This window comes from Micromonospora sp. NPDC053740 (assembly GCF_040677775.1).
Lineage (GTDB): Bacteria > Actinomycetota > Actinomycetes > Mycobacteriales > Micromonosporaceae > Micromonospora > Micromonospora alfalfae.
This window is the reverse complement of the sequence record NZ_JBFASO010000002.1, coordinates 385710-404001: the sequence shown is the minus strand read 5'-3', so window position 1 is coordinate 404001 and position 18292 is coordinate 385710. Positions and strand designations below refer to the sequence as shown.

General features: G+C 68.5%; 17 protein-coding genes and 3 tRNA genes. All 20 read left to right on the top strand.

Annotated elements, in window-relative coordinates; genetic code table 11:
- The first annotated feature begins 44 nt into the window (after positions 1 to 44).
- Positions 45 to 117, top strand: a tRNA-Thr gene (locus AB0K35_RS06480).
- A 24-nt stretch (positions 118 to 141) separates the two neighbouring features.
- Positions 142 to 214: transfer RNA gene (locus AB0K35_RS06475), tRNA-Met, on the top strand.
- Positions 215 to 346: 132 nt separating this feature from the next.
- Positions 347 to 514: a 50S ribosomal protein L33 gene (rpmG, locus tag AB0K35_RS06470; RefSeq protein WP_007073056.1), complete on the top strand. Its 168-nt coding sequence runs from the start codon at positions 347 to 349 to the stop codon at positions 512 to 514.
- 126 nt (positions 515 to 640) lie between these two features.
- A complete protein-coding gene (locus tag AB0K35_RS06465; protein WP_091402433.1) occupies positions 641 to 1087 on the top strand; it encodes a MaoC family dehydratase N-terminal domain-containing protein in 447 nt (148 codons plus the stop codon).
- 1 nt (position 1088) lies between these two features.
- Complete coding sequence (locus AB0K35_RS06460) at positions 1089 to 1481, top strand: MaoC family dehydratase (RefSeq protein ID WP_363884058.1); 393 nt, start codon at positions 1089 to 1091, stop codon at positions 1479 to 1481.
- Positions 1482 to 1610: 129 nt separating this feature from the next.
- A tRNA-Trp gene (locus tag AB0K35_RS06455) sits at positions 1611 to 1683 on the top strand.
- Positions 1684 to 1897: 214 nt separating this feature from the next.
- Complete coding sequence (gene secE, locus AB0K35_RS06450) at positions 1898 to 2287, top strand: preprotein translocase subunit SecE (RefSeq protein WP_030329860.1); 390 nt, start codon at positions 1898 to 1900, stop codon at positions 2285 to 2287.
- Positions 2288 to 2325: 38 nt separating this feature from the next.
- Positions 2326 to 3048 carry a transcription termination/antitermination protein NusG gene (nusG, locus tag AB0K35_RS06445; protein WP_238667527.1) on the top strand — a complete coding sequence of 241 codons (723 nt, stop codon included), beginning with the start codon at positions 2326 to 2328 and terminating at the stop codon, positions 3046 to 3048.
- A 186-nt stretch (positions 3049 to 3234) separates the two neighbouring features.
- On the top strand, positions 3235 to 3666 hold the full coding sequence (rplK, locus tag AB0K35_RS06440; protein ID WP_091402426.1) for a 50S ribosomal protein L11: 432 nt from the start codon (positions 3235 to 3237) through the stop codon (positions 3664 to 3666).
- A 78-nt stretch (positions 3667 to 3744) separates the two neighbouring features.
- A complete protein-coding gene (rplA, locus tag AB0K35_RS06435; RefSeq protein WP_238667528.1) occupies positions 3745 to 4461 on the top strand; it encodes a 50S ribosomal protein L1 in 717 nt (238 codons plus the stop codon).
- 80 nt (positions 4462 to 4541) lie between these two features.
- Complete coding sequence (locus AB0K35_RS06430; protein WP_238667529.1) at positions 4542 to 5432, top strand: ATP-binding cassette domain-containing protein; 891 nt, start codon at positions 4542 to 4544, stop codon at positions 5430 to 5432.
- Positions 5429 to 6118, top strand: a complete 690-nt coding sequence (locus AB0K35_RS06425; protein ID WP_357366634.1) for a hypothetical protein — start codon at positions 5429 to 5431, stop codon at positions 6116 to 6118. The genes AB0K35_RS06430 and AB0K35_RS06425 overlap by 4 nt, the downstream gene beginning before the upstream one ends.
- A 340-nt stretch (positions 6119 to 6458) precedes the next feature.
- Positions 6459 to 7004: a 50S ribosomal protein L10 gene (gene rplJ / locus AB0K35_RS06420; protein ID WP_112584808.1), complete on the top strand. Its 546-nt coding sequence runs from the start codon at positions 6459 to 6461 to the stop codon at positions 7002 to 7004.
- 54 nt (positions 7005 to 7058) lie between these two features.
- The gene (rplL, locus tag AB0K35_RS06415; RefSeq protein ID WP_091402415.1) at positions 7059 to 7445 is read left to right on the top strand and encodes a 50S ribosomal protein L7/L12; all 387 of its coding nucleotides are present in this window, start codon (positions 7059 to 7061) and stop codon (positions 7443 to 7445) included.
- A 569-nt stretch (positions 7446 to 8014) separates the two neighbouring features.
- Positions 8015 to 11446, top strand: a complete 3432-nt coding sequence (locus AB0K35_RS06410; RefSeq protein ID WP_238660443.1) for a DNA-directed RNA polymerase subunit beta — start codon at positions 8015 to 8017, stop codon at positions 11444 to 11446.
- 80 nt (positions 11447 to 11526) lie between these two features.
- Entirely contained in the window at positions 11527 to 15414 is a 3888-nt protein-coding gene (locus AB0K35_RS06405) for a DNA-directed RNA polymerase subunit beta' (RefSeq protein WP_124858781.1), read from the top strand.
- 94 nt (positions 15415 to 15508) lie between these two features.
- Entirely contained in the window at positions 15509 to 15877 is a 369-nt protein-coding gene (locus tag AB0K35_RS06400) for a hypothetical protein (protein ID WP_238667531.1), read from the top strand.
- 649 nt (positions 15878 to 16526) lie between these two features.
- The gene (locus tag AB0K35_RS06395) at positions 16527 to 16907 is read left to right on the top strand and encodes a hypothetical protein (RefSeq protein ID WP_357366631.1); all 381 of its coding nucleotides are present in this window, start codon (positions 16527 to 16529) and stop codon (positions 16905 to 16907) included.
- 508 nt (positions 16908 to 17415) lie between these two features.
- On the top strand, positions 17416 to 17790 hold the full coding sequence (gene rpsL / locus AB0K35_RS06390; RefSeq protein WP_007465318.1) for a 30S ribosomal protein S12: 375 nt from the start codon (positions 17416 to 17418) through the stop codon (positions 17788 to 17790).
- A gap of 1 nt (position 17791) precedes the next feature.
- Positions 17792 to 18262 carry a 30S ribosomal protein S7 gene (gene rpsG / locus AB0K35_RS06385; protein ID WP_007465317.1) on the top strand — a complete coding sequence of 157 codons (471 nt, stop codon included), beginning with the start codon at positions 17792 to 17794 and terminating at the stop codon, positions 18260 to 18262.
- The last annotated feature ends 30 nt before the right edge of the window (positions 18263 to 18292 follow it).

Below are 18292 nucleotides of genomic sequence, written 5' to 3'. Positions count from 1 at the left end.
CCGTGTACTCTTACTCCTGCGCGCCCCACGGGGAGATCGCGCAGGCCCCCTTAGCTCAGTCGGCAGAGCGTCTCCATGGTAAGGAGAAGGTCTACGGTTCGATTCCGTAAGGGGGCTCGAGGGTTCAGCTGGACCCATCGCAGCGGTGTAGCTCAGATGGTAGAGCAAGCGGCTCATAATCGCTGTGTCGCCGGTTCAAGTCCGGCCACCGCTACTCTCGTCTTCCGGGCTCGTTGCCGGTGGTCGTAAGAATGGGCGCTTCTGGCGCCCACTTTGCATGTCCGCGCTGTCAGCGTCTAGGCTGGCGCGTCGTAGTTGTTTCCGTTAGCGAGGAAGGCACTCCGCCGTGGCGAAGGCTACCGATGTCCGGCCGAAGATCACTTTGGCGTGTGTGGAGTGCAAGGAGCGCAACTACATCACGCGCAAGAACCGGCGCAACGACCCCGACCGCATCGAGCTGAAGAAGTTCTGCCCGCGTGACGGTCGGCACACGGTCCACCGCGAGACCCGCTGACTGCTGGTCGGCCTCAGGGCCGGCCGTTGTCGAAGCTTTCCGATCGCCGATCTGACCGGTTTGGTGCGGCTCCGCCGCCGCCTACCGATCAGGTCGGCGATTGGGCTTTCCGTGTAGGTTCGCGGCATGCCTCTGGACCCTTCCTTCGTCGGCCGGACGTATCCGCCGACCGCCCCCTACCAGGTGGGCCGAGAAAAGATCCGCGAGTTCGCCAGCGCCATCGGTGCCACTGACCCGGCTCACCACGACCCGGAGGCCGCGCGGGCGCTGGGTCACCCCGACGTGGTCGCCCCGCCGACCTTTCCGGTGATCGTGACGATGGCCGCGAGCAGTCAGATCATCGAGGACCCGGCCCTGGGTGTCGACTACAGCCGGCTGGTGCACGGCGACCAGCGGTTCGCGTACACCAGGCCGGTGGTCGCCGGCGACGAGCTGGTCTGCACCAACACCATCGAGGACGTCAGCACCAGGGGTGGGCACGGCTTCCTGACCACGCGCACCGACGTGAGCACCGTCGGCGGGGAACCGGTGGTCGCGGTCTGGGCCAGGTACGTCATTCGCGGGGAGGCCTGAGATGGAGTTGCCAGCACAGACGTTTCAGGTGACCCGCGCGGACCTGGTCCGCTACGCCGGCGCCTCGGGCGACTTCAACCCGATCCACTGGAGCGACCGGGTCGCCACCGCTGTGGGTCTGCCCGGGGTGATCGCCCACGGCATGTTCACCATGGCGCTGGTCGGCCGGGCGGTCACCGAGTGGGCCGGGTCGCCGGACGCGGTGGTCGAGTACGGCGTGCGTTTCACCCGGCCGGTGGTGGTCCCCGACGACGGCCAGGGGACTGAGATCGAGGTGACCGCGCGGGTCCGCGAGGTGACCGAGGACGGTCTCACCCGACTCGAGGTGACCGCGACCTGCCTGGGTGACAAGGTGTTGTCGCAGGCGCGGGCAACCATCCGGACGGCACGCTGAACCGAGCCCGCCACGCGTGGCGGAGAGACCGGTTGGGAAAGTCGGGCGGCTACCCGTACACTGGTCCGCCGTGGGGCAAGTGACCCCTGCTCGGTCGTCTGTGGCCGCGTGGGGCGAGTGTTGCCACATAGGGGTGTAGCTCAATTGGCAGAGCAGCGGTCTCCAAAACCGCAGGCTGCAGGTTCAAGTCCTGTCACCCCTGCGCCTCAGGCCTGACCGTTCCCGTGGGTCGCGCCGCCAGCTTGGCGGCGTCCGGCCCGTGGTGGTGGCATCGGCGGGGTGGCTCCGAGGCAATCGGGGCCCTCCGGGCGATCCACCGGCCGCGGCCCGTCGCGGGACGGTTGGGTCCGGCCGGCGTGACCAGCGCCGCGTACGCCACTCGGCGTGCGACCCCAGATTCCGCGACGGAGGGCGAAGTGGCCGACAACAAGCGGCGCGACGACGACGGCGACGATCGTCTGGACGACGAGATCGTCGACGACGTGGCCGACGACGACGCCTCCGGCGCGGACGAGCCGGTTTCCCGGGGGGGCACCGCCACGCGGTCCCGTGCCCGGGCGGAGTCGGCGGACAGCCGGCCGACCACGCGGTCGGAAACGGGTCGGGTGGGCGTCTTCGGCCGCATCGCCCGGTTCTTCCGCGAGGTCGTAGCTGAACTGCGTAAGGTCATCTGGCCGACCCGCAAGGAGTTGCTGACCTACACCGCCGTGGTGGTGGCGTTCGTCGCGGTGATGCTGACGATCGTGGGTGTGCTGGACTTCGGCTTCGCCAAGGTCGTGTTGTTTGTCTTTGGCAACTCGGACTGACCGGCTGCCTCCAGCCATAGTGACGGAAGTGAGCGAGCGTGCCTGAGTACGACGAGACCGCCGGACCGGTGGACGAGCAGTCCACGGTCGCGACGGCGGCTGGTGACGAGTCGGTTGAGGCCGCCAGCGAGCCGGAGTTCCCTACGACCGAGCCCGCCCCGGACGAGGACTACGACCCCGTCGCGGAGCTGAGGCAGAAGCTGCGCTACGCGCCGGGTGACTGGTACGTGGTGCACTCGTACGCCGGCTACGAGAACAAGGTCAAGACCAACCTCGAGACCCGGATCACGAGCCTCGACATGGAGGACTTCATCTACCAGGTCGAGGTGCCGACCCGGGAAGAGGTCGAGGTCAAGAACGGTAAGCGTTCGCAGATCCAGGCCAAGGTCTTCCCGGGTTACATCCTGGTTCGGATGGAGTTGACCGCCGAGTCCTACTCCTGTGTCCGGAACACTCCGGGTGTGACAGGCTTCGTCGGCGCGACCGACAGGGCCGACCGGCCTGCTCCGCTCTCGCTCGACGAGGTGCTGAAGTGGCTGGCGCCGGCTGTCGAGACCGAGCAGAAGAAGTCGAAGCCGGAGATCAAGGTCCTCGACTTCGAGGTGGGCGACTCCGTCACCGTCACCGACGGCGCGTTCGCGTCGCTGCCGGCCACGATCAGCGAGATCAACGCCGACCAGCAGAAGCTCAAGGTGCTGGTGTCGATCTTCGGTCGTGAGACTCCGGTGGAGCTCAACTTCAACCAGGTCGCCAAGATCTGATTGGTCGTCGGCGGCGGGCCCGACCCGCCGCCGACGTCGGCGTACGCGCTCTCGCTCGACCTCGGCGGACGAGTGGGCTGCGGCCTGCGCTACTCTTGAATGTCGCCGCTGTCGCACCGCGCTGACCGTGCGCGCCCGAGGGCGGCGACAGCCGCATTTTCCCAGCTCCAAGCCCCAGGAAGTGACATGCCTCCGAAGAAGAAGCTCGTCAAGACGTTCACGCTTCAGTTGCCGGCGGGCCAGGCCACGCCGGCGCCGCCGGTCGGCCCCGCGCTCGGCCAGCACGGCGTGAACATCATGGAGTTCTGCAAGTCCTACAACGCGCAGACCGAGTCTCAGCGGGGCGACATCGTCCCCGCCGAGATCAGCGTGTTCGAGGACCGGTCCTTCACGTTCGTGCTGAAGACCCCGCCCGCTGCCCGGCTGCTGATCAAGGCCGCCGGTGTGCAGAAGGGTTCGGGTGTTCCGCAGTCCGAGAAGGTCGGCTCGGTCAGCCGCGCCCAGCTGCGTGAGATCGCCGAGAAGAAGATGGCCGACCTCAACGCCAACGACATCGCCCAGGCCGAGAAGATCATCGCCGGCACCGCCCGGTCGATGGGCATCACCGTCAACGACTGACGTCGGCCCCGGCCTTCGACCCGACAGTGGGAGGGCTCGCGCCGAGCGGCCCGCCAGAGACCACAGGAGTAATCAGTAATGCAGCGCAGCAAGAGCTACCGCAAGGCCGCCGATGTCATCGACCGGTCGAAGCTCTACACCCCCACCGAGGCCGTGAAGCTGGCCAAGGAGACCACCAACGTCAAGTTCGACGCCACGGTCGAGGTCGCCATGCGCCTCGGCGTCGACCCCCGCAAGGCGGACCAGATGGTCCGCGGTGTGGTCAACCTGCCGCACGGCACCGGTAAGACCGCCCGCGTGATCGTGTTCGCCAGTGGCGCGAAGGCCGAAGAGGCCGCCGCCGCGGGTGCGGACGAGGTGGGCACCGATGAGCTGGTCGCCCGCATCCAGGGTGGTTGGCTCGACTTCGACGCGGCGATCGCCACGCCGGACCAGATGGCCAAGATCGGCCGGATCGCGCGGATCCTGGGCCCGCGCGGTCTCATGCCGAACCCGAAGACCGGCACGGTGACCATGGACGTCACCAAGGCGGTGTCGGACATCAAGGGCGGCAAGATCACCTTCCGGGTGGACAAGCACTCCAACCTGCACCTGATCATTGGCAAGGCCTCCTTCACGGAGACCCAGCTGGTGGACAACTACGCTGCGGTGCTCGACGAGGTGCTGCGCGCCAAGCCGTCCGCGGCCAAGGGCAAGTACCTCCGCAAGGTCATCCTGACCACCACGATGGGCCCGGGCGTCCCGGTCGACCCGAACCTGGTGAAGAACCTTCGGGAGGACCAGGCCGACGCCTGAGTCGACAGTTCGCTCCGCCGGGGCGCCGCCACGACCGTGGCGGCGCCCCGGCGCGTTTCAGGTGTGGCAGGCTCGACGCCATGCGGCTGGAGAATGTCTGGTTGCGGTACCACCGGCGGGGGCCGTGGGTGCTGCAAGGCATCGACGTGCGGATCGGTCCCGGCGAGGTGGCGATCGTGTTGGGTCGCAACGGGGTGGGCAAGTCGACACTGCTCCAGGTGGCCGCGGGGGTCCTCCGCCCGGGCCGGGGCCGGGTCACCGACCGTCCGACGCGGGTGGGCTGGGTGCCGGAGCGTTTCCCCGCGGACCAACCGTTCACTGTCACCCGCTATCTGACCGGGATGGCCCGGGTGGCGGGGCTGGGCAGGGCTGCGGCCGACGAGGCGGTGGCCTCCTGGACGGACCGGCTCGGGCTGTCCGCGTTCCGCTCGGTCCGGTTGCCGGAACTGTCCAAGGGCACCGCGCAGAAGGTCGGTCTCGCCCAGGCGCTGCTGCGCCCACCGGGCCTGCTGGTGCTCGACGAGCCGTGGGAGGGGCTGGACGCCGCCACCCGTGAGTTGGTGCCCGAACTGATCGCCGAGGTGCTCGCGGCCGACGGGTCGGTCCTGGTCAGCGACCACCGCGGCGAGACGGTCCGGCTCCCCGCCGCGCGCCGCTGGTTGGTGGCCGACGGCTCGCTCTGCGAGGAGACGTCGTCGACGGACGAGACGATCGCTGTGGTCGAGGTCGCGGTGCCGGCCGCGCGGGTCGCCGGCACCGTCGCCCGGTTGCGCGCCGAGGGCCACCAGGTGCTGCGGGTACGCTCCGACGCCTCCACCGCCGCATCCCAGGCCCTACCCGTCGAGCCGCCCCGGTCGGTCGGTGCCGCCCGACCCGCCGAGCCGCCCCTCGGGATGGCCGGGGAACTGGCAGCCGAGCAGCCCGACGCCGTTGACGCCGCGGTCGAGTCGGCAGCGGGGGAGACCCGGTGAGCGCCCTGGTCCGGATGCGGTTGGCCGGTTTCCTGCGGACCGGCCGGGCGTTGGCGCCGTTGCTCGCCGGCCTGATCACGCTCGGCACCCTCTACGGCGGTGGCCGCGCCCAGCCGGCGGAGGCGTACGGGGTCTCCGCGGTAGTGCTCTTTCCGGTGCTCGCCTGGCAGACCAAAATCCTGTTGGACGTCGAGCCGGACGTGCAGCGTCGGCTGGCGCAGGTGACGGTCGGGGTGGCCCGGGAGCGGTTGGCCGGGCTGCTCGCCGCCGTGGTGACGGCGCTGGTGACGGTGGCCGTCGCGCTGCTCTTTCCGTGGCTGGTCGGCGGGGTGTCCGGCCCGGTCGACCCGGGGGACCGGTCGATTCCGGTCGGGCTCGCCCTGGGATTGTGGGCGCATGTGCTGGTCGTACCCGCTGCGGTTGCTCTTGGGGCGCTGGCCAGCCGCGCGTCGGTCGGCGGCGCCGGGTACGGCGTCGCGGTGTTGGCCCTCGGAGGGGTCGGCGCTGTGGTGCTCGGTCTGACCGGCTCGGTGGCCCCCTGGCTGGCACCGCCGATCATGGCGGCCGCTCGCACCACCGCCGGCGACGCCGCCGCGCTGACAATGCTGGGGCTGAGCGGGTGGGCGCTGGCCTGGAGCGCCGCTGTCGTCGGCGGCTACCTGTGGCGTCGGCGGGCCCAGGGCTGACCGGCCCTGGCGAGGGTGACGCGGCTCACCGGACGCGATTTGGCGCTGCTGGTCGGGGCGCGTAGTCTTCAACAGTCATCCGTGTTCTCATGGATGAGGAACCACCCAGAGACCGCTGGTCACCGTGTTTCGGCACGGTCGAAGGTCCCGCGACAACGGGCGACCCGCGTAGGGCGGCAAGCGTAACTCGGCAGTGAGCATGGTCCGCCGACCATGACGATCCGCCGGCCCTCGCCCCGTGCGCCCTGCGCCGGGGCTTTTTCGTTGTCGCGCTGCCTCCGCCCCCGTTCCGGCTTCGGCCGAGACGGGGACCAGCCTCGAGTAACGAGAGAGGAGGGACATGGCGGACAAGCCGATCCGGGCCGACAAGGCCACGGCCGTCGCTGAGCTGACCGAGAGCTTCCGCAGCTCGGGCGCCACCGTGCTGACCGAGTACCGCGGTCTGACGGTTTCCCAGCTCACCCAGCTTCGGCGCTCGCTCGGCGCCGATACCAGCTACACGGTCGCGAAGAACACGCTGGCCAAGCGTGCTGCGACGGACGCGGGCATCACCGGCCTCGACGAGCTGTTCACCGGTCCTACCGCGCTGACTTTCGTTTCGGGCGACGTCGTCGAGGCGGCGAAGGGGCTTCGCGACTTCGCGAAGGCCAACCCGAAGCTCGTCATCAAGGGCGGTGTCTTCGAGGGCAAGGCCATCACCGCGGCCGAGGTCACGAAGCTCGCCGACCTTGAGTCCCGCGAGGTGCTGCTGGCCAAGCTGGCCGGCGCGATGAAGGGCAACCTGAGCAAGGCCGCGGCCCTGTTCCAGGCCCCGCTGTCGAAGACCGCCCGTCTGGCGGCTGCACTGCAGGACAAGCGCGAGAAGGAGGGCGCCGAGGCGGCCTGAGGCCCCCACGGCGCACCAGTTCTTACTTAACAGAATCAGGAAAGGACGCCAGATATGGCGAAGCTCAGCACCGACGAGCTGCTCGACGCGTTCAAGGAGATGACGCTGATCGAGCTCTCTGAGTTCGTGAAGCAGTTCGAGACGACCTTCGAGGTCACCGCTGCCGCTCCGGTCGCGATCGCCCAGGGTGGCGGCGGCGGCGGCGCTGCTGCCGAGGCCGAGCCGGAGCAGGATGAGTTCGACGTCATCCTCGAGGCTGACGGTGGCAAGAAGATCCAGGTCATCAAGGTCGTGCGTGAGCTGACCGGCCTGGGCCTCAAGGAGGCCAAGGACGCGGTCGAGTCCGCGCCGAAGGCCATCCTGGAGAAGGTCAACAAGGAGACCGCCGACAAGGCGAAGGCCAAGCTCGAGGGTGAGGGCGCCAAGGTCACCCTCAAGTGACCTGACGTTCCACCAACGCGTACCCGGCTCGTGAGCTGGGACACCATCGCGTCGCGGCGGGCGGTGATCCGACACGGATCACCGCCCGCCGTATTGGTGGATCTGGCTGCGACCGGTCCTGAGCTGGGCTCCGACAATGGGTACCCTTGACCCGAACGAGCGTGGCGGGTCGCCCTCCAGTGGGAAACAAGGGACAACCCGGATACCGGCCCTTGACGCGGCCCGGGGCTGCCAGGCACGCTGACACCAGCAAGACACCGCGCTTGCGACGGCCACGACGTGGGTATGACAGCGGCGGCACCATCAGCCGCTGTAACCCGAGCGGCCCAGTGGGGAGTTGCGTTCTGAGCGGCCCGGCAGACCCCGGTTGACGGGGGCCGAGGCGCGCTCCGCAAACAACCTGCGGGGTGGGCTGGACAGCGGTTAGCCTCTCGGCTACACTGCTAGTTTGCGCTGCCTTCCGACTTGACCCCTGCTCGGAAATGTCCGTTTACGGATATTTCTGGTGGGGTCATTGGAGTGCACGCGTACCAGCCGTTCTGCAGCACCGGTCCTCGGAAGGACGCATCTTGGCAGCTTCCCGCCCTGCGAAGACCAGTCGTACGTCGAGCGCATTCGCTCCCCGCCGAGTTTCATTCGGCAGGATCACCGAACACCTCGAGGTCCCCAACCTCCTTGCCATTCAGAACGAGTCCTTCGACTGGCTCGTCGGCAACGAGGCTTGGCAGGGCCGGTCGGCGGACGACCCGCACGCACGATCGGGTCTCGCGGAGATCCTTGAAGAGATCAGTCCCATTGAGGACTTCTCCGGCACCATGTCGCTCTCCTTCTCAGCGCCGCGCTTCGACGAGGTCAAGGCCTCGATCGAGGAGTGCAAGGAGAAGGACCTGACCTACTGCGCTCCGCTCTTCGTGACCGCGGAGTTCACCAACAACACCACTGGCGAGATCAAGAGTCAGACGGTGTTCATGGGTGACTTCCCGATGATGACGCCCAAGGGCACCTTCGTCATCAACGGCACCGAGCGCGTCGTGGTCAGCCAGCTCGTCCGGTCTCCGGGCGTGTACTTCGACAAGCAGCCGGACAAGACCTCCGACCGCGACCTCTCCAGCGTCAAGGTCATCCCGAGTCGGGGTGCCTGGCTGGAGTTCGACATCGATAAGCGCGACACGGTCGGTGTACGTATCGACCGCAAGCGTCGGCAGGCCGTCACCGTCCTGCTCAAGGCCATCGGATGGTCGGCCGAGCGGATCCGTGAGAAGTTCGGCTGGTCCGAGCTGATGATGACCACGCTCGAGAAGGACCACATCGCCGGCGCCGACGAGGCTCTGCTCGACATCTACCGCAAGCTGCGCCCTGGCGAGCCGCCGACGCGCGAGAACGCCCAGACCCTGCTCGACAACCTCTTCTTCAACCCGAAGAGGTACGACGTCGCCAAGGTCGGGCGCTACAAGTTCAACAAGAAGCTCGAAGTCGGCGTTCCGATCACCACCGGCACGCTGACCGAGGACGACATCGTCGCCACCGTGGAGTACCTGTGCCGGCTGCACGCCGGTGAGGACGGCTACGAGGCCGACGACATCGACCACTTCGGCAACCGGCGTCTCCGTACCGTTGGCGAGCTGATCCAGAACCAGGTTCGGGTCGGCCTGTCCCGGATGGAGCGGGTCGTCCGCGAGCGGATGACCACGCAGGACGTCGAGGCGATCACCCCGCAGACCCTGATCAACATCCGCCCGGTGGTGGCGGCGATCAAGGAGTTCTTCGGGACGTCCCAGCTGTCCCAGTTCATGGACCAGACCAACCCGCTGGCGGGCCTGACCCACCGGCGTCGGCTGAGCGCGCTCGGCCCGGGTGGTCTGTCCCGGGAGCGGGCCGGCTTCGAGGTCCGCGACGTGCACCCGTCCCACTACGGCCGGATGTGCCCGATCGAGACGCCGGAAGGCCCGAACATCGGCCTGATCGGCGCGCTGTCCACCTTCGCCCGGGTCAACCCGTTCGGCTTCATCGAGACGCCGTACCGGAAGGTCGTCGAGGGTCGGGTCACCGACCAGATCGACTACTTGACCGCGGACGAGGAGGACCGGTTCGTCAAGGCCCAGGCCAACGCGCGCCTGAAGGCTGACGGCACGTTCGCCGAGGAGCGGGTGCTCTGCCGTCGTAAGGGCGGCGAGACCGAGGACGTCCTCCCCGGCGCCGTCGACTACATGGACGTCTCGCCCCGGCAGATGACCTCGGTCGCGACCGCCATGATCCCGTTCCTCGAGCACGACGACGCCAACCGGGCACTGATGGGCGCGAACATGCAGCGCCAGGCGGTGCCGCTGGTCAAGGCTGAGGCGCCGCTCGTGGGTACGGGCATGGAGTACCGGGCCGCTGTCGACGCTGGCGACGTGGTGGTCGCCGAGGTCGGCGGTGTGATCGAGGATCTCTGCGCCGACTACGTCACCATCCACCAGGATGACGGCCACCGCCGGACGTACCTGCTGCACAAGTTCCGCCGCTCCAACGCCGGCTCCTGCGTCAACCAGAAGCCTGTCGTCTTCGAGGGCGACCGCGTCGAGGCCGGTCAGGTCATCGCCGACGGTCCGTGCACCGACGAGGGCGAGATGGCACTCGGACGCAACCTTCTGGTGGCGTTCATGTGCTGGGAGGGCCACAACTACGAGGACGCGATCATCCTGTCGCAGCGCCTCGTGCAGCAGGACGTGCTCACCTCGATCCACATCGAGGAGCACGAGGTCGACGCCCGGGACACCAAGCTCGGTCCGGAGGAGATCACCCGCGACATCCCGAACGTCAGCGAGGAAATGCTCGCTGACCTCGACGAGCGCGGCATCATCCGGATCGGCGCCGAGGTCGTCCCCGGTGACATCCTGGTCGGCAAGGTCACGCCCAAGGGTGAGACCGAGCTGACCCCGGAGGAGCGTCTGCTCCGCGCGATCTTCGGTGAGAAGGCGCGTGAGGTTCGGGACACCTCGCTGAAGGTGCCGCACGGCGAGACCGGCACGGTCATCGGTGTGCGCACGTTCTCCCGCGAGGACGGCGACGAGTTGCCGCCGGGTGTCAACGAGCTGGTCCGGGTTTACGTCGCCCAGAAGCGGAAGATCCAGGACGGCGACAAGCTCGCCGGCCGGCACGGCAACAAGGGTGTCATCTCGAAGATCCTGCCGATCGAGGACATGCCGTTCCTCGAGGACGGCACCCCTGTCGACATCGTGCTCAACCCGCTCGGTGTGCCGAGCCGGATGAACATCGGCCAGGTGCTGGAGACCCACCTCGGTTGGGTCGCCAAGACCGGTTGGAAGGTCGAGGGTGACGACGCCGACTGGAAGCGTCAGCTGCGCTCGATCGACGCGCACGAGTCCGAGGGCGACACCAACGTGGCCACCCCGGTCTTCGACGGTGCTCGCGAGGAGGAGATCTCCGGTCTGCTCGAGTCGACCCTGCCCAACCGGGACGGCAAGCAGCTCATCGGTCGTACCGGCAAGGCGCAGCTGTTCGACGGTCGTTCCGGTGAGCCGCTGCCGGACCCGATCGCGGTCGGCTACGTCTACATCCTGAAGCTCAACCACCTGGTCGACGACAAGATCCACGCTCGTTCGACCGGCCCGTACTCGATGATCACGCAGCAGCCGCTGGGTGGTAAGGCGCAGTTCGGTGGTCAGCGTTTCGGTGAGATGGAGTGCTGGGCGATGCAGGCGTACGGCGCTGCCTACGCCCTGCAGGAGCTGCTCACGATCAAGTCCGACGACGTGCTCGGCCGAGTGAAGGTCTACGAGGCCATCGTCAAGGGCGAGAACATCCCGGAGCCGGGCATCCCGGAGTCGTTCAAGGTGCTGCTCAAGGAGCTGCAGTCGCTGTGCCTCAACGTTGAGGTGCTCTCCAGCGACGGTGTGGCCCTGGAAATGCGCGAGACCGACGACGAGGTGTTCCGGGCCGCTGAGGAGCTGGGCATCGACCTGTCCCGGCGCGAGCCGAGCTCGGTCGAAGAGGTCTGAGGTGAGCGGTCGGGGGCCGGCTCGCCGGCCCCCGACCTCACCCGAGAATTAGCAGTACAGACGACGACATAGGGGACATAGTGCTCGACGTCAACTTCTTCGACGAGCTGCGCATTGGTCTCGCCACCGCCGACGACATCCGTCAGTGGTCGCACGGCGAGGTCAAGAAGCCTGAGACGATCAACTACCGCACCCTGAAGCCGGAAAAGGACGGGCTCTTCTGCGAGAAGATCTTCGGTCCGCAGCGGGACTGGGAGTGCTACTGCGGTAAGTACAAGCGCGTCCGGTTCAAGGGCATCATCTGTGAGCGCTGCGGCGTCGAGGTGACTCGCTCCAAGGTCCGCCGTGAGCGGATGGGGCACATCGAGCTCGCCGCTCCGGTGACCCACATCTGGTACTTCAAGGGCGTTCCGAGCCGGCTGGGTTACCTGCTGGACCTCGCTCCCAAGGACCTCGAGAAGATCATCTACTTCGCCTCGTACGTCGTGACGAGCGTGGACGCGGAGTCGCGTCACCGCGACCTCTCGACGATCGAGAACGAGATCCTGGCCGAGAAGCGGCAGTCCGAGAACAGCCGCGACTCGGAGATCGAGAAGCGGGCCGCCAAGCTCGAGGCCGACCTGGCCGAGCTGGAGGCCGAGGGTGCCAAGGCGGACGTCCGGCGCAAGGTCAAGGAGGGCGGAGAGCGCGAGATGCGCCAGATCCGCGACCGGGCCCAGCGCGAGATCGACCGCCTGGACGAGGTGCTGGACACCTTCCGCAAGCTGGAGCCGAAGCAGCTGGTCACCGACGAGCTGCTCTACCGCGAGCTGCGCGACCGGTTCGGTGAGTACTTCACCGGTTCCATGGGCGCCGAGGCGATCAAGGCGCTGGTCCAAAACATGGACCTCGACGCCGAGGCCGAGAGCCTGCGGGAGACCATCCGGTCCGGCAAGGGCCAGCGGAAGATCCGGGCGCTCAAGCGACTCAAGGTCGTCGCGGCGTTCCTGAACACCCGCAACTCGCCGCTCGGCATGGTGCTGGACTGCGTCCCGGTCATCCCGCCGGACCTGCGCCCGATGGTGCAGCTCGACGGTGGCCGCTTCGCGACCTCCGACCTGAACGACCTGTACCGCCGCGTGATCAACCGGAACAACCGCCTCAAGCGGCTGATCGACCTCGGCGCGCCCGAGATCATCGTCAACAACGAGAAGCGGATGCTCCAGGAGGCCGTCGACGCGCTGTTCGACAACGGCCGTCGCGGCCGGCCGGTCACCGGCCCGGGTAACCGCCCGCTGAAGTCGCTGTCCGACATGCTCAAGGGCAAGCAGGGCCGGTTCCGCCAGAACCTGCTGGGCAAGCGCGTCGACTACTCCGGCCGTTCGGTCATCGTGGTCGGCCCGAAGCTCAAGCTGCACCAGTGCGGTCTGCCCAAGCAGATGGCGCTGGAGCTGTTCAAGCCCTTCGTGATGAAGCGGCTGGTCGACCTCAACCACGCACAGAACATCAAGTCCGCCAAGCGGATGGTCGAGCGTCAGCGCCCGGTCGTGTGGGACGTGCTGGAAGAGGTCATCGGCGAGCACCCGGTGCTGCTCAACCGGGCGCCGACCCTGCACCGCCTGGGCATCCAGGCCTTCGAGCCGCAGCTGGTCGAGGGCAAGGCGATCCAGATCCACCCGCTGGTCTGCACCGCGTTCAACGCCGACTTCGATGGTGACCAGATGGCGGTGCACGTGCCGCTGTCCGCCGAGGCTCAGGCCGAGGCGCGGATCCTGATGCTGTCGTCGAACAACATCCTCAAGCCGGCCGACGGTAAGCCGGTCACCATGCCTACCCAGGACATGGTCATCGGTCTGTACCACCTCACCCACCTCACCGCCGGTGAGAAGGGCGAGGGCCGGGCGTTCAGCTCGGACGCCGAGGCACGGATGGCCTTCGACAACGGCGAGCTGCACCTCCAGGCGCCGGTGAAGATCCGCCTGCGCGGCGTGGTCGGTGTCGACAACGGCAACGGCTCCGAGGCGTGGAGCGCCCCGGAGGGCTGGGTCGAGGGTGACCCGCTGACCGTGGAGACCACGCTGGGTCGGGTGCTGTTCAACGAGACGCTGCCGCAGGGCTACCGCTTCGTGAACTACGAGATCCGCAAGGGTCAGCTCTCCGCGATCGTCAACGACCTCGCCGAGCGCTTCCCCAAGGTGGCGCTTGCCGCCACCCTGGACGGGCTCAAGGAGGCCGGTTTCCACTGGGCCACCTGGTCCGGCGTGACGATCGGCATGGAGGACGTCATCGCTCCGCCGCGCAAGGCGGAGATCCTGGCGCGGTACGAGAAGGACGCCGACCAGATCGACAAGCAGTACCAGCGTGGTCTGATGACCGCCGAGGAGCGTCGCGGCGAGCTCATCGAGATCTGGACCAAGGCGACCAACGAGGTCGCCAAGGAGATGGACACCGCGCTGCCGCAGGAGAACCCACTGTGGAAGATGATCAACTCGGGTGCTCGCGGTAACCTGCTCCAGCTCCGGCAGATCGCGGCGATCCGTGGTCTGGTGGCCAACCCCAAGGGCGAGATCATCCCGCGGCCGATCAAGGCCAGCTACCGGGAGGGTCTGTCCGTGCTGGAGTACTTCATCTCCACGCACGGTGCCCGTAAGGGTCTTGCCGACACCGCGCTGCGTACCGCCGACTCGGGTTACCTGACCCGTCGTCTGGTGGACGTCTCGCAGGACGTCATCATCCGCGAAGAGGACTGCGGCACCGACCGGGCGATCCCGATGCAGATCGGCGAGAAGCTGGACGGCAAGCTCGTCGTCCACACCCACGCCGAGACCAGCGTGCACGCCCGGACCCTCGCCGACGACATCAAGGGGCCGGACGGCACCGTGGTGGCCGAGCGCGGTCAGGACATCAACTCCATCGGGGTCGACAAGATCGTCGCCGCTGGTGTGGAGACGGTCCGGGTGCGCAGCGTGCTCACCTGCGAGTCGAAGCTGGGTGTCTGCGCGGCCTGCTACGGCCGGTCGCTGCCGACCGGTAAGTCGGTCGACATCGGCGAGGCGGTCGGCATCATCGCCGCCCAGTCCATCGGTGAGCCCGGTACGCAGCTGACGATGCGTACCTTCCACACCGGTGGTGTCGCGGGTGAGGACATCACCCAGGGTCTGCCGCGTGTTCAGGAAATCTTCGAGGCTCGGGTTCCGAAGGGTAAGGCGCCCATCGCCGACACCCCCGGTCGGATCCGGATCGAGGATGGCGAGCGCTCGCGCAAGATCATCGTGGTGCCGGACGACGGCAGCGAAGAGATCGTCTACGACAAGATCTCGAAGCGGGTCAAGCTCCGTACCCACGACGGCGGTCACGTCGCTGTCGGCGAGAAGCTGACCGAGGGCACCATCGACCCGCACGAGCTGCTGCGGATCATGGGTCCGCGGGCGGTCCAGGTCCACCTGACCAGTGAGGTCCAGGAGGTCTACCGCTCGCAGGGTGTGCTCATCCACGACAAGCACATCGAGATCATCATCCGCCAGATGCTCAAGCGGGTGACGGTCATCGACTCCGGCTCGACCGAGTTCCTGCCGGGTGTGCTCGTCGACCGGGCGCTGTTCGAGTCGGAGAACCGCCGACTCGTCTCGGAGGGCGGCGAGCCCGCCGCTGGCCGTCCGGTGCTGATGGGTATCACAAAGGCCTCGCTGGCCACCGACTCCTGGCTCTCGGCGGCCTCCTTCCAGGAGACCACCCGGGTGCTGACCGACGCTGCGATCAACTCGCGCAGCGACTCGCTGGTCGGCCTCAAGGAGAACGTGATCATCGGAAAGCTCATCCCGGCCGGTACGGGCATCAGCAAGTACCGCAACGTCCGGGTCGAGCCGACCGAGGAGGCCAAGGCCAAGGTCTACTCGATGACCGGTTACCCGGAGACCGACTACGGGTTCGGGCCGGCCAGCGGGCAGGCAGTGCCGCTGGACGACTTCGACTTCGGGTCGTACCGCTAAGCACCAGTCACACGACGAGGCCCCCGGTGAAAGCCGGGGGCCTCGTCGTGTCCGTGCCCACCCACCCCTGCGCCGGGTTCGGCATGATGGGGAGATGACGACAGCACCCGGGCAGGTGTCCGTCGCCCAGCAGGGCATGCGCCACCCGCTGGACCCGGACCCGGCCCGCGCCACGAAGGCACGGGCGGTCTTCGCGCTGGGCCTGCTCGGCATGTTGACCGGGCTGTTCATCGGTGGCGTGGTGCCGGCCACGGTGGCCCTGCAACTGGCCCGGCAGGCGCGCCGGGAGGCGTACGCCTCCGGGGGTTTCCTGACCGGCGGCGTCTGGCTGCGACGGGGGGAGTGGATGGCCTGGACCGGCCTGGTGCTGGTGGCGGTCAGCGTGGTGGCCGCGGTGGTCATCGGGGTGGTCCGGTTGGCCGGCGCCCCGTTCGGCCACGACTACCCGGCGAACATGGACTGAGCCACCGGTGGCCGCGCCCGGCGCGGGCGGCGGTGCTCGCGGCGGTAGCCTGGCCGGTGTCCGCCGAGTGGCGGTGGCGGCCTTTCGACAGGAGGACCTCGTGACGGAACCGGCGCGGCCCCCTGCGGACGAACCGGCCGGCCCGCCGGACCCCCCGGCTCCGCCATCCGAGCCGAGCGACTGGGCGCGACCCGGCCCGAGCGGCGAGACGCACCAACCGGTCTCCAACCCGGGCCCGCCGCCCCCTGCGGCGCCGCACCCCGGTTGGGGTCCGAACGGCTGGGGCACCACCGCGACGCCCGGCTCCGACCAGCCGTACCCGGTCTCCAGTGCACCGACCTCGACGCCGCAGGGCTGGGGTCCGTCGTCTTCTGCGCCGGCTGCGCCGTACGGCTGGGGTCCGCCGTCGTCTGGGCCTGGGGCGCCGCCCGGCTGGGGTCCGCCGTCGTCTGGGCCCGGGGTGCCGCCCGGCTGGGGTCCGCCGTCGTCTGGGCCTGGGACGCCGCCCGGCTGGGGTCCGCCGTCGTCTGGGCCCGGGGTGCCGCCCGGCTGGGGTCCACCGCCGCCGGGGCACGGCCCGGGGTGGGGTGGCCCACCGGGGCGTTCGGTACCGCCGCCCACCGACGACCAGCGTCGGCCTCCGAAGCGGGTGGAGGCGGTTTCGGGTACGCCGTTCGGCGTCGTGCACCTGGACGTGGCACCGGTCACCTCCGGGCTGGCCATCGGGGCGCTGGTGGCGGGGATCGCCTCACTTCTGGTCTCACTGCTGGTGATCTGCTTCGGAGTGGCCTTCAAGAACGACGGCGGGGCCTGGGCCTCCGGGGCGTTCGCCGCGCTGGGTGTGCTGGCCGGCGGGGCGGCGGTCGTCATCGGGCTGCTCGGCCGGCGGCAGATCGGGCGGCCCACAGCGCCCTCCGCGGTCCAGTTCACCGGCCGCGGGTTGGCGATGGCCGGGATCAGCTGCGGCGCGGCGGGGGCACTGCTCAGCCTGCTGGGCCTGGGTCTTGCCCTGCTTCTCACACTGACGTGAGGGTCGTCACCGAGAGATCCGGCACCTGACGGGGGTTTTCCGCGGAAGGCTTCCGGTCACCCCGGGGGCGATGGGTGCTTCTGCGGGGAAGCCGGTACACTTGCATTCGTAGGTGCCCATCGCGGGCGACGGGGCAGGACGAGATCCGGCCGGCGGGTGTGAGACAGTCGCCGGGCCATTCCGTTTTGACCTGGGCGGTTGTGGTAGGTACTCTTTCCCCTTGTGCCCGGGCATGCCCGGGCAACTCGTGCGTGCGCTGTTTCCGGCTTACGGGCGGCGGCACGACAAGCCAAAGATCCGGGGCGGGGCGACCCGCGTGCCGGTGACAAAACCCGGTACGAGCGCGAGAGCGTCGCAACGGGGCCGTGACGAGGGCGACACGCCCGACCGCGGGTGCCGGGGTCTCCGCAAGGCGACCCTGGTCGGAATGTAGGAGAGCCGGTCATCAGGCCGGCTAACGAGCAGACGGCGCGGCCGCGGATGCGGCCGAAGGGAGCGGAGAAACCCGGTGCCCACGATCCAGCAGCTGGTCCGAAAGGGCCGCCAGGCGAAGACGACCAAGACCAAGACCCCGGCGCTGAAGGGTTCCCCTCAGCGGCGCGGCGTGTGCACCCGCGTGTACACCACCACCCCGAAGAAGCCGAACTCGGCGCTGCGCAAGGTCGCTCGCGTGAAGCTCAGCAGCCAGATCGAGGTGACCGCCTACATCCCCGGCGTCGGTCACAACCTGCAGGAGCACTCGATCGTGCTCGTTCGCGGCGGTCGGGTGAAGGACCTCCCCGGCGTGCGTTACAAGATCGTTCGCGGCTCGCTGGACACCCAGGGTGTCCGCAACCGCAAGCAGGCGCGCAGCCGGTACGGCGCGAAGAAGGAGAAGAGCTGACATGCCGCGTAAGGGACCCGCTCCGCGGCGGCCACTGGTCGCTGACCCGGTGTACAACTCGCCGCTGGTCACCCAGCTGGTGAACAAGATCCTGCTCCGCGGCAAGCGTCAGCTCGCCGAGTCCATCGTGTACGCGGCCCTCGAGGGCTGCCGCGAGAAGTCCGGCACCGACCCGGTCGTCACCCTCAAGCGGGCGATGGACAACGTCAAGCCGACCCTCGAGGTGCGCAGCCGTCGTGTCGGTGGCGCCACCTACCAGGTTCCGGTCGAGGTCCGCCCGACCCGGGCGACCACCCTGGGCCTGCGCTGGCTGGTCACGTACTCCCGCGCCCGGCGCGAGAAGACCATGGTCGAGCGGCTGATGAACGAGCTGCTGGACGCGAGCAACGGCCTCGGTGCCGCCGTCAAGCGGCGCGAGGACACGCACAAGATGGCCGAGTCGAACAAGGCCTTCGCGCACTACCGCTGGTAACACCCTGGTTCCGGCGCCTCCGGGCGCCGG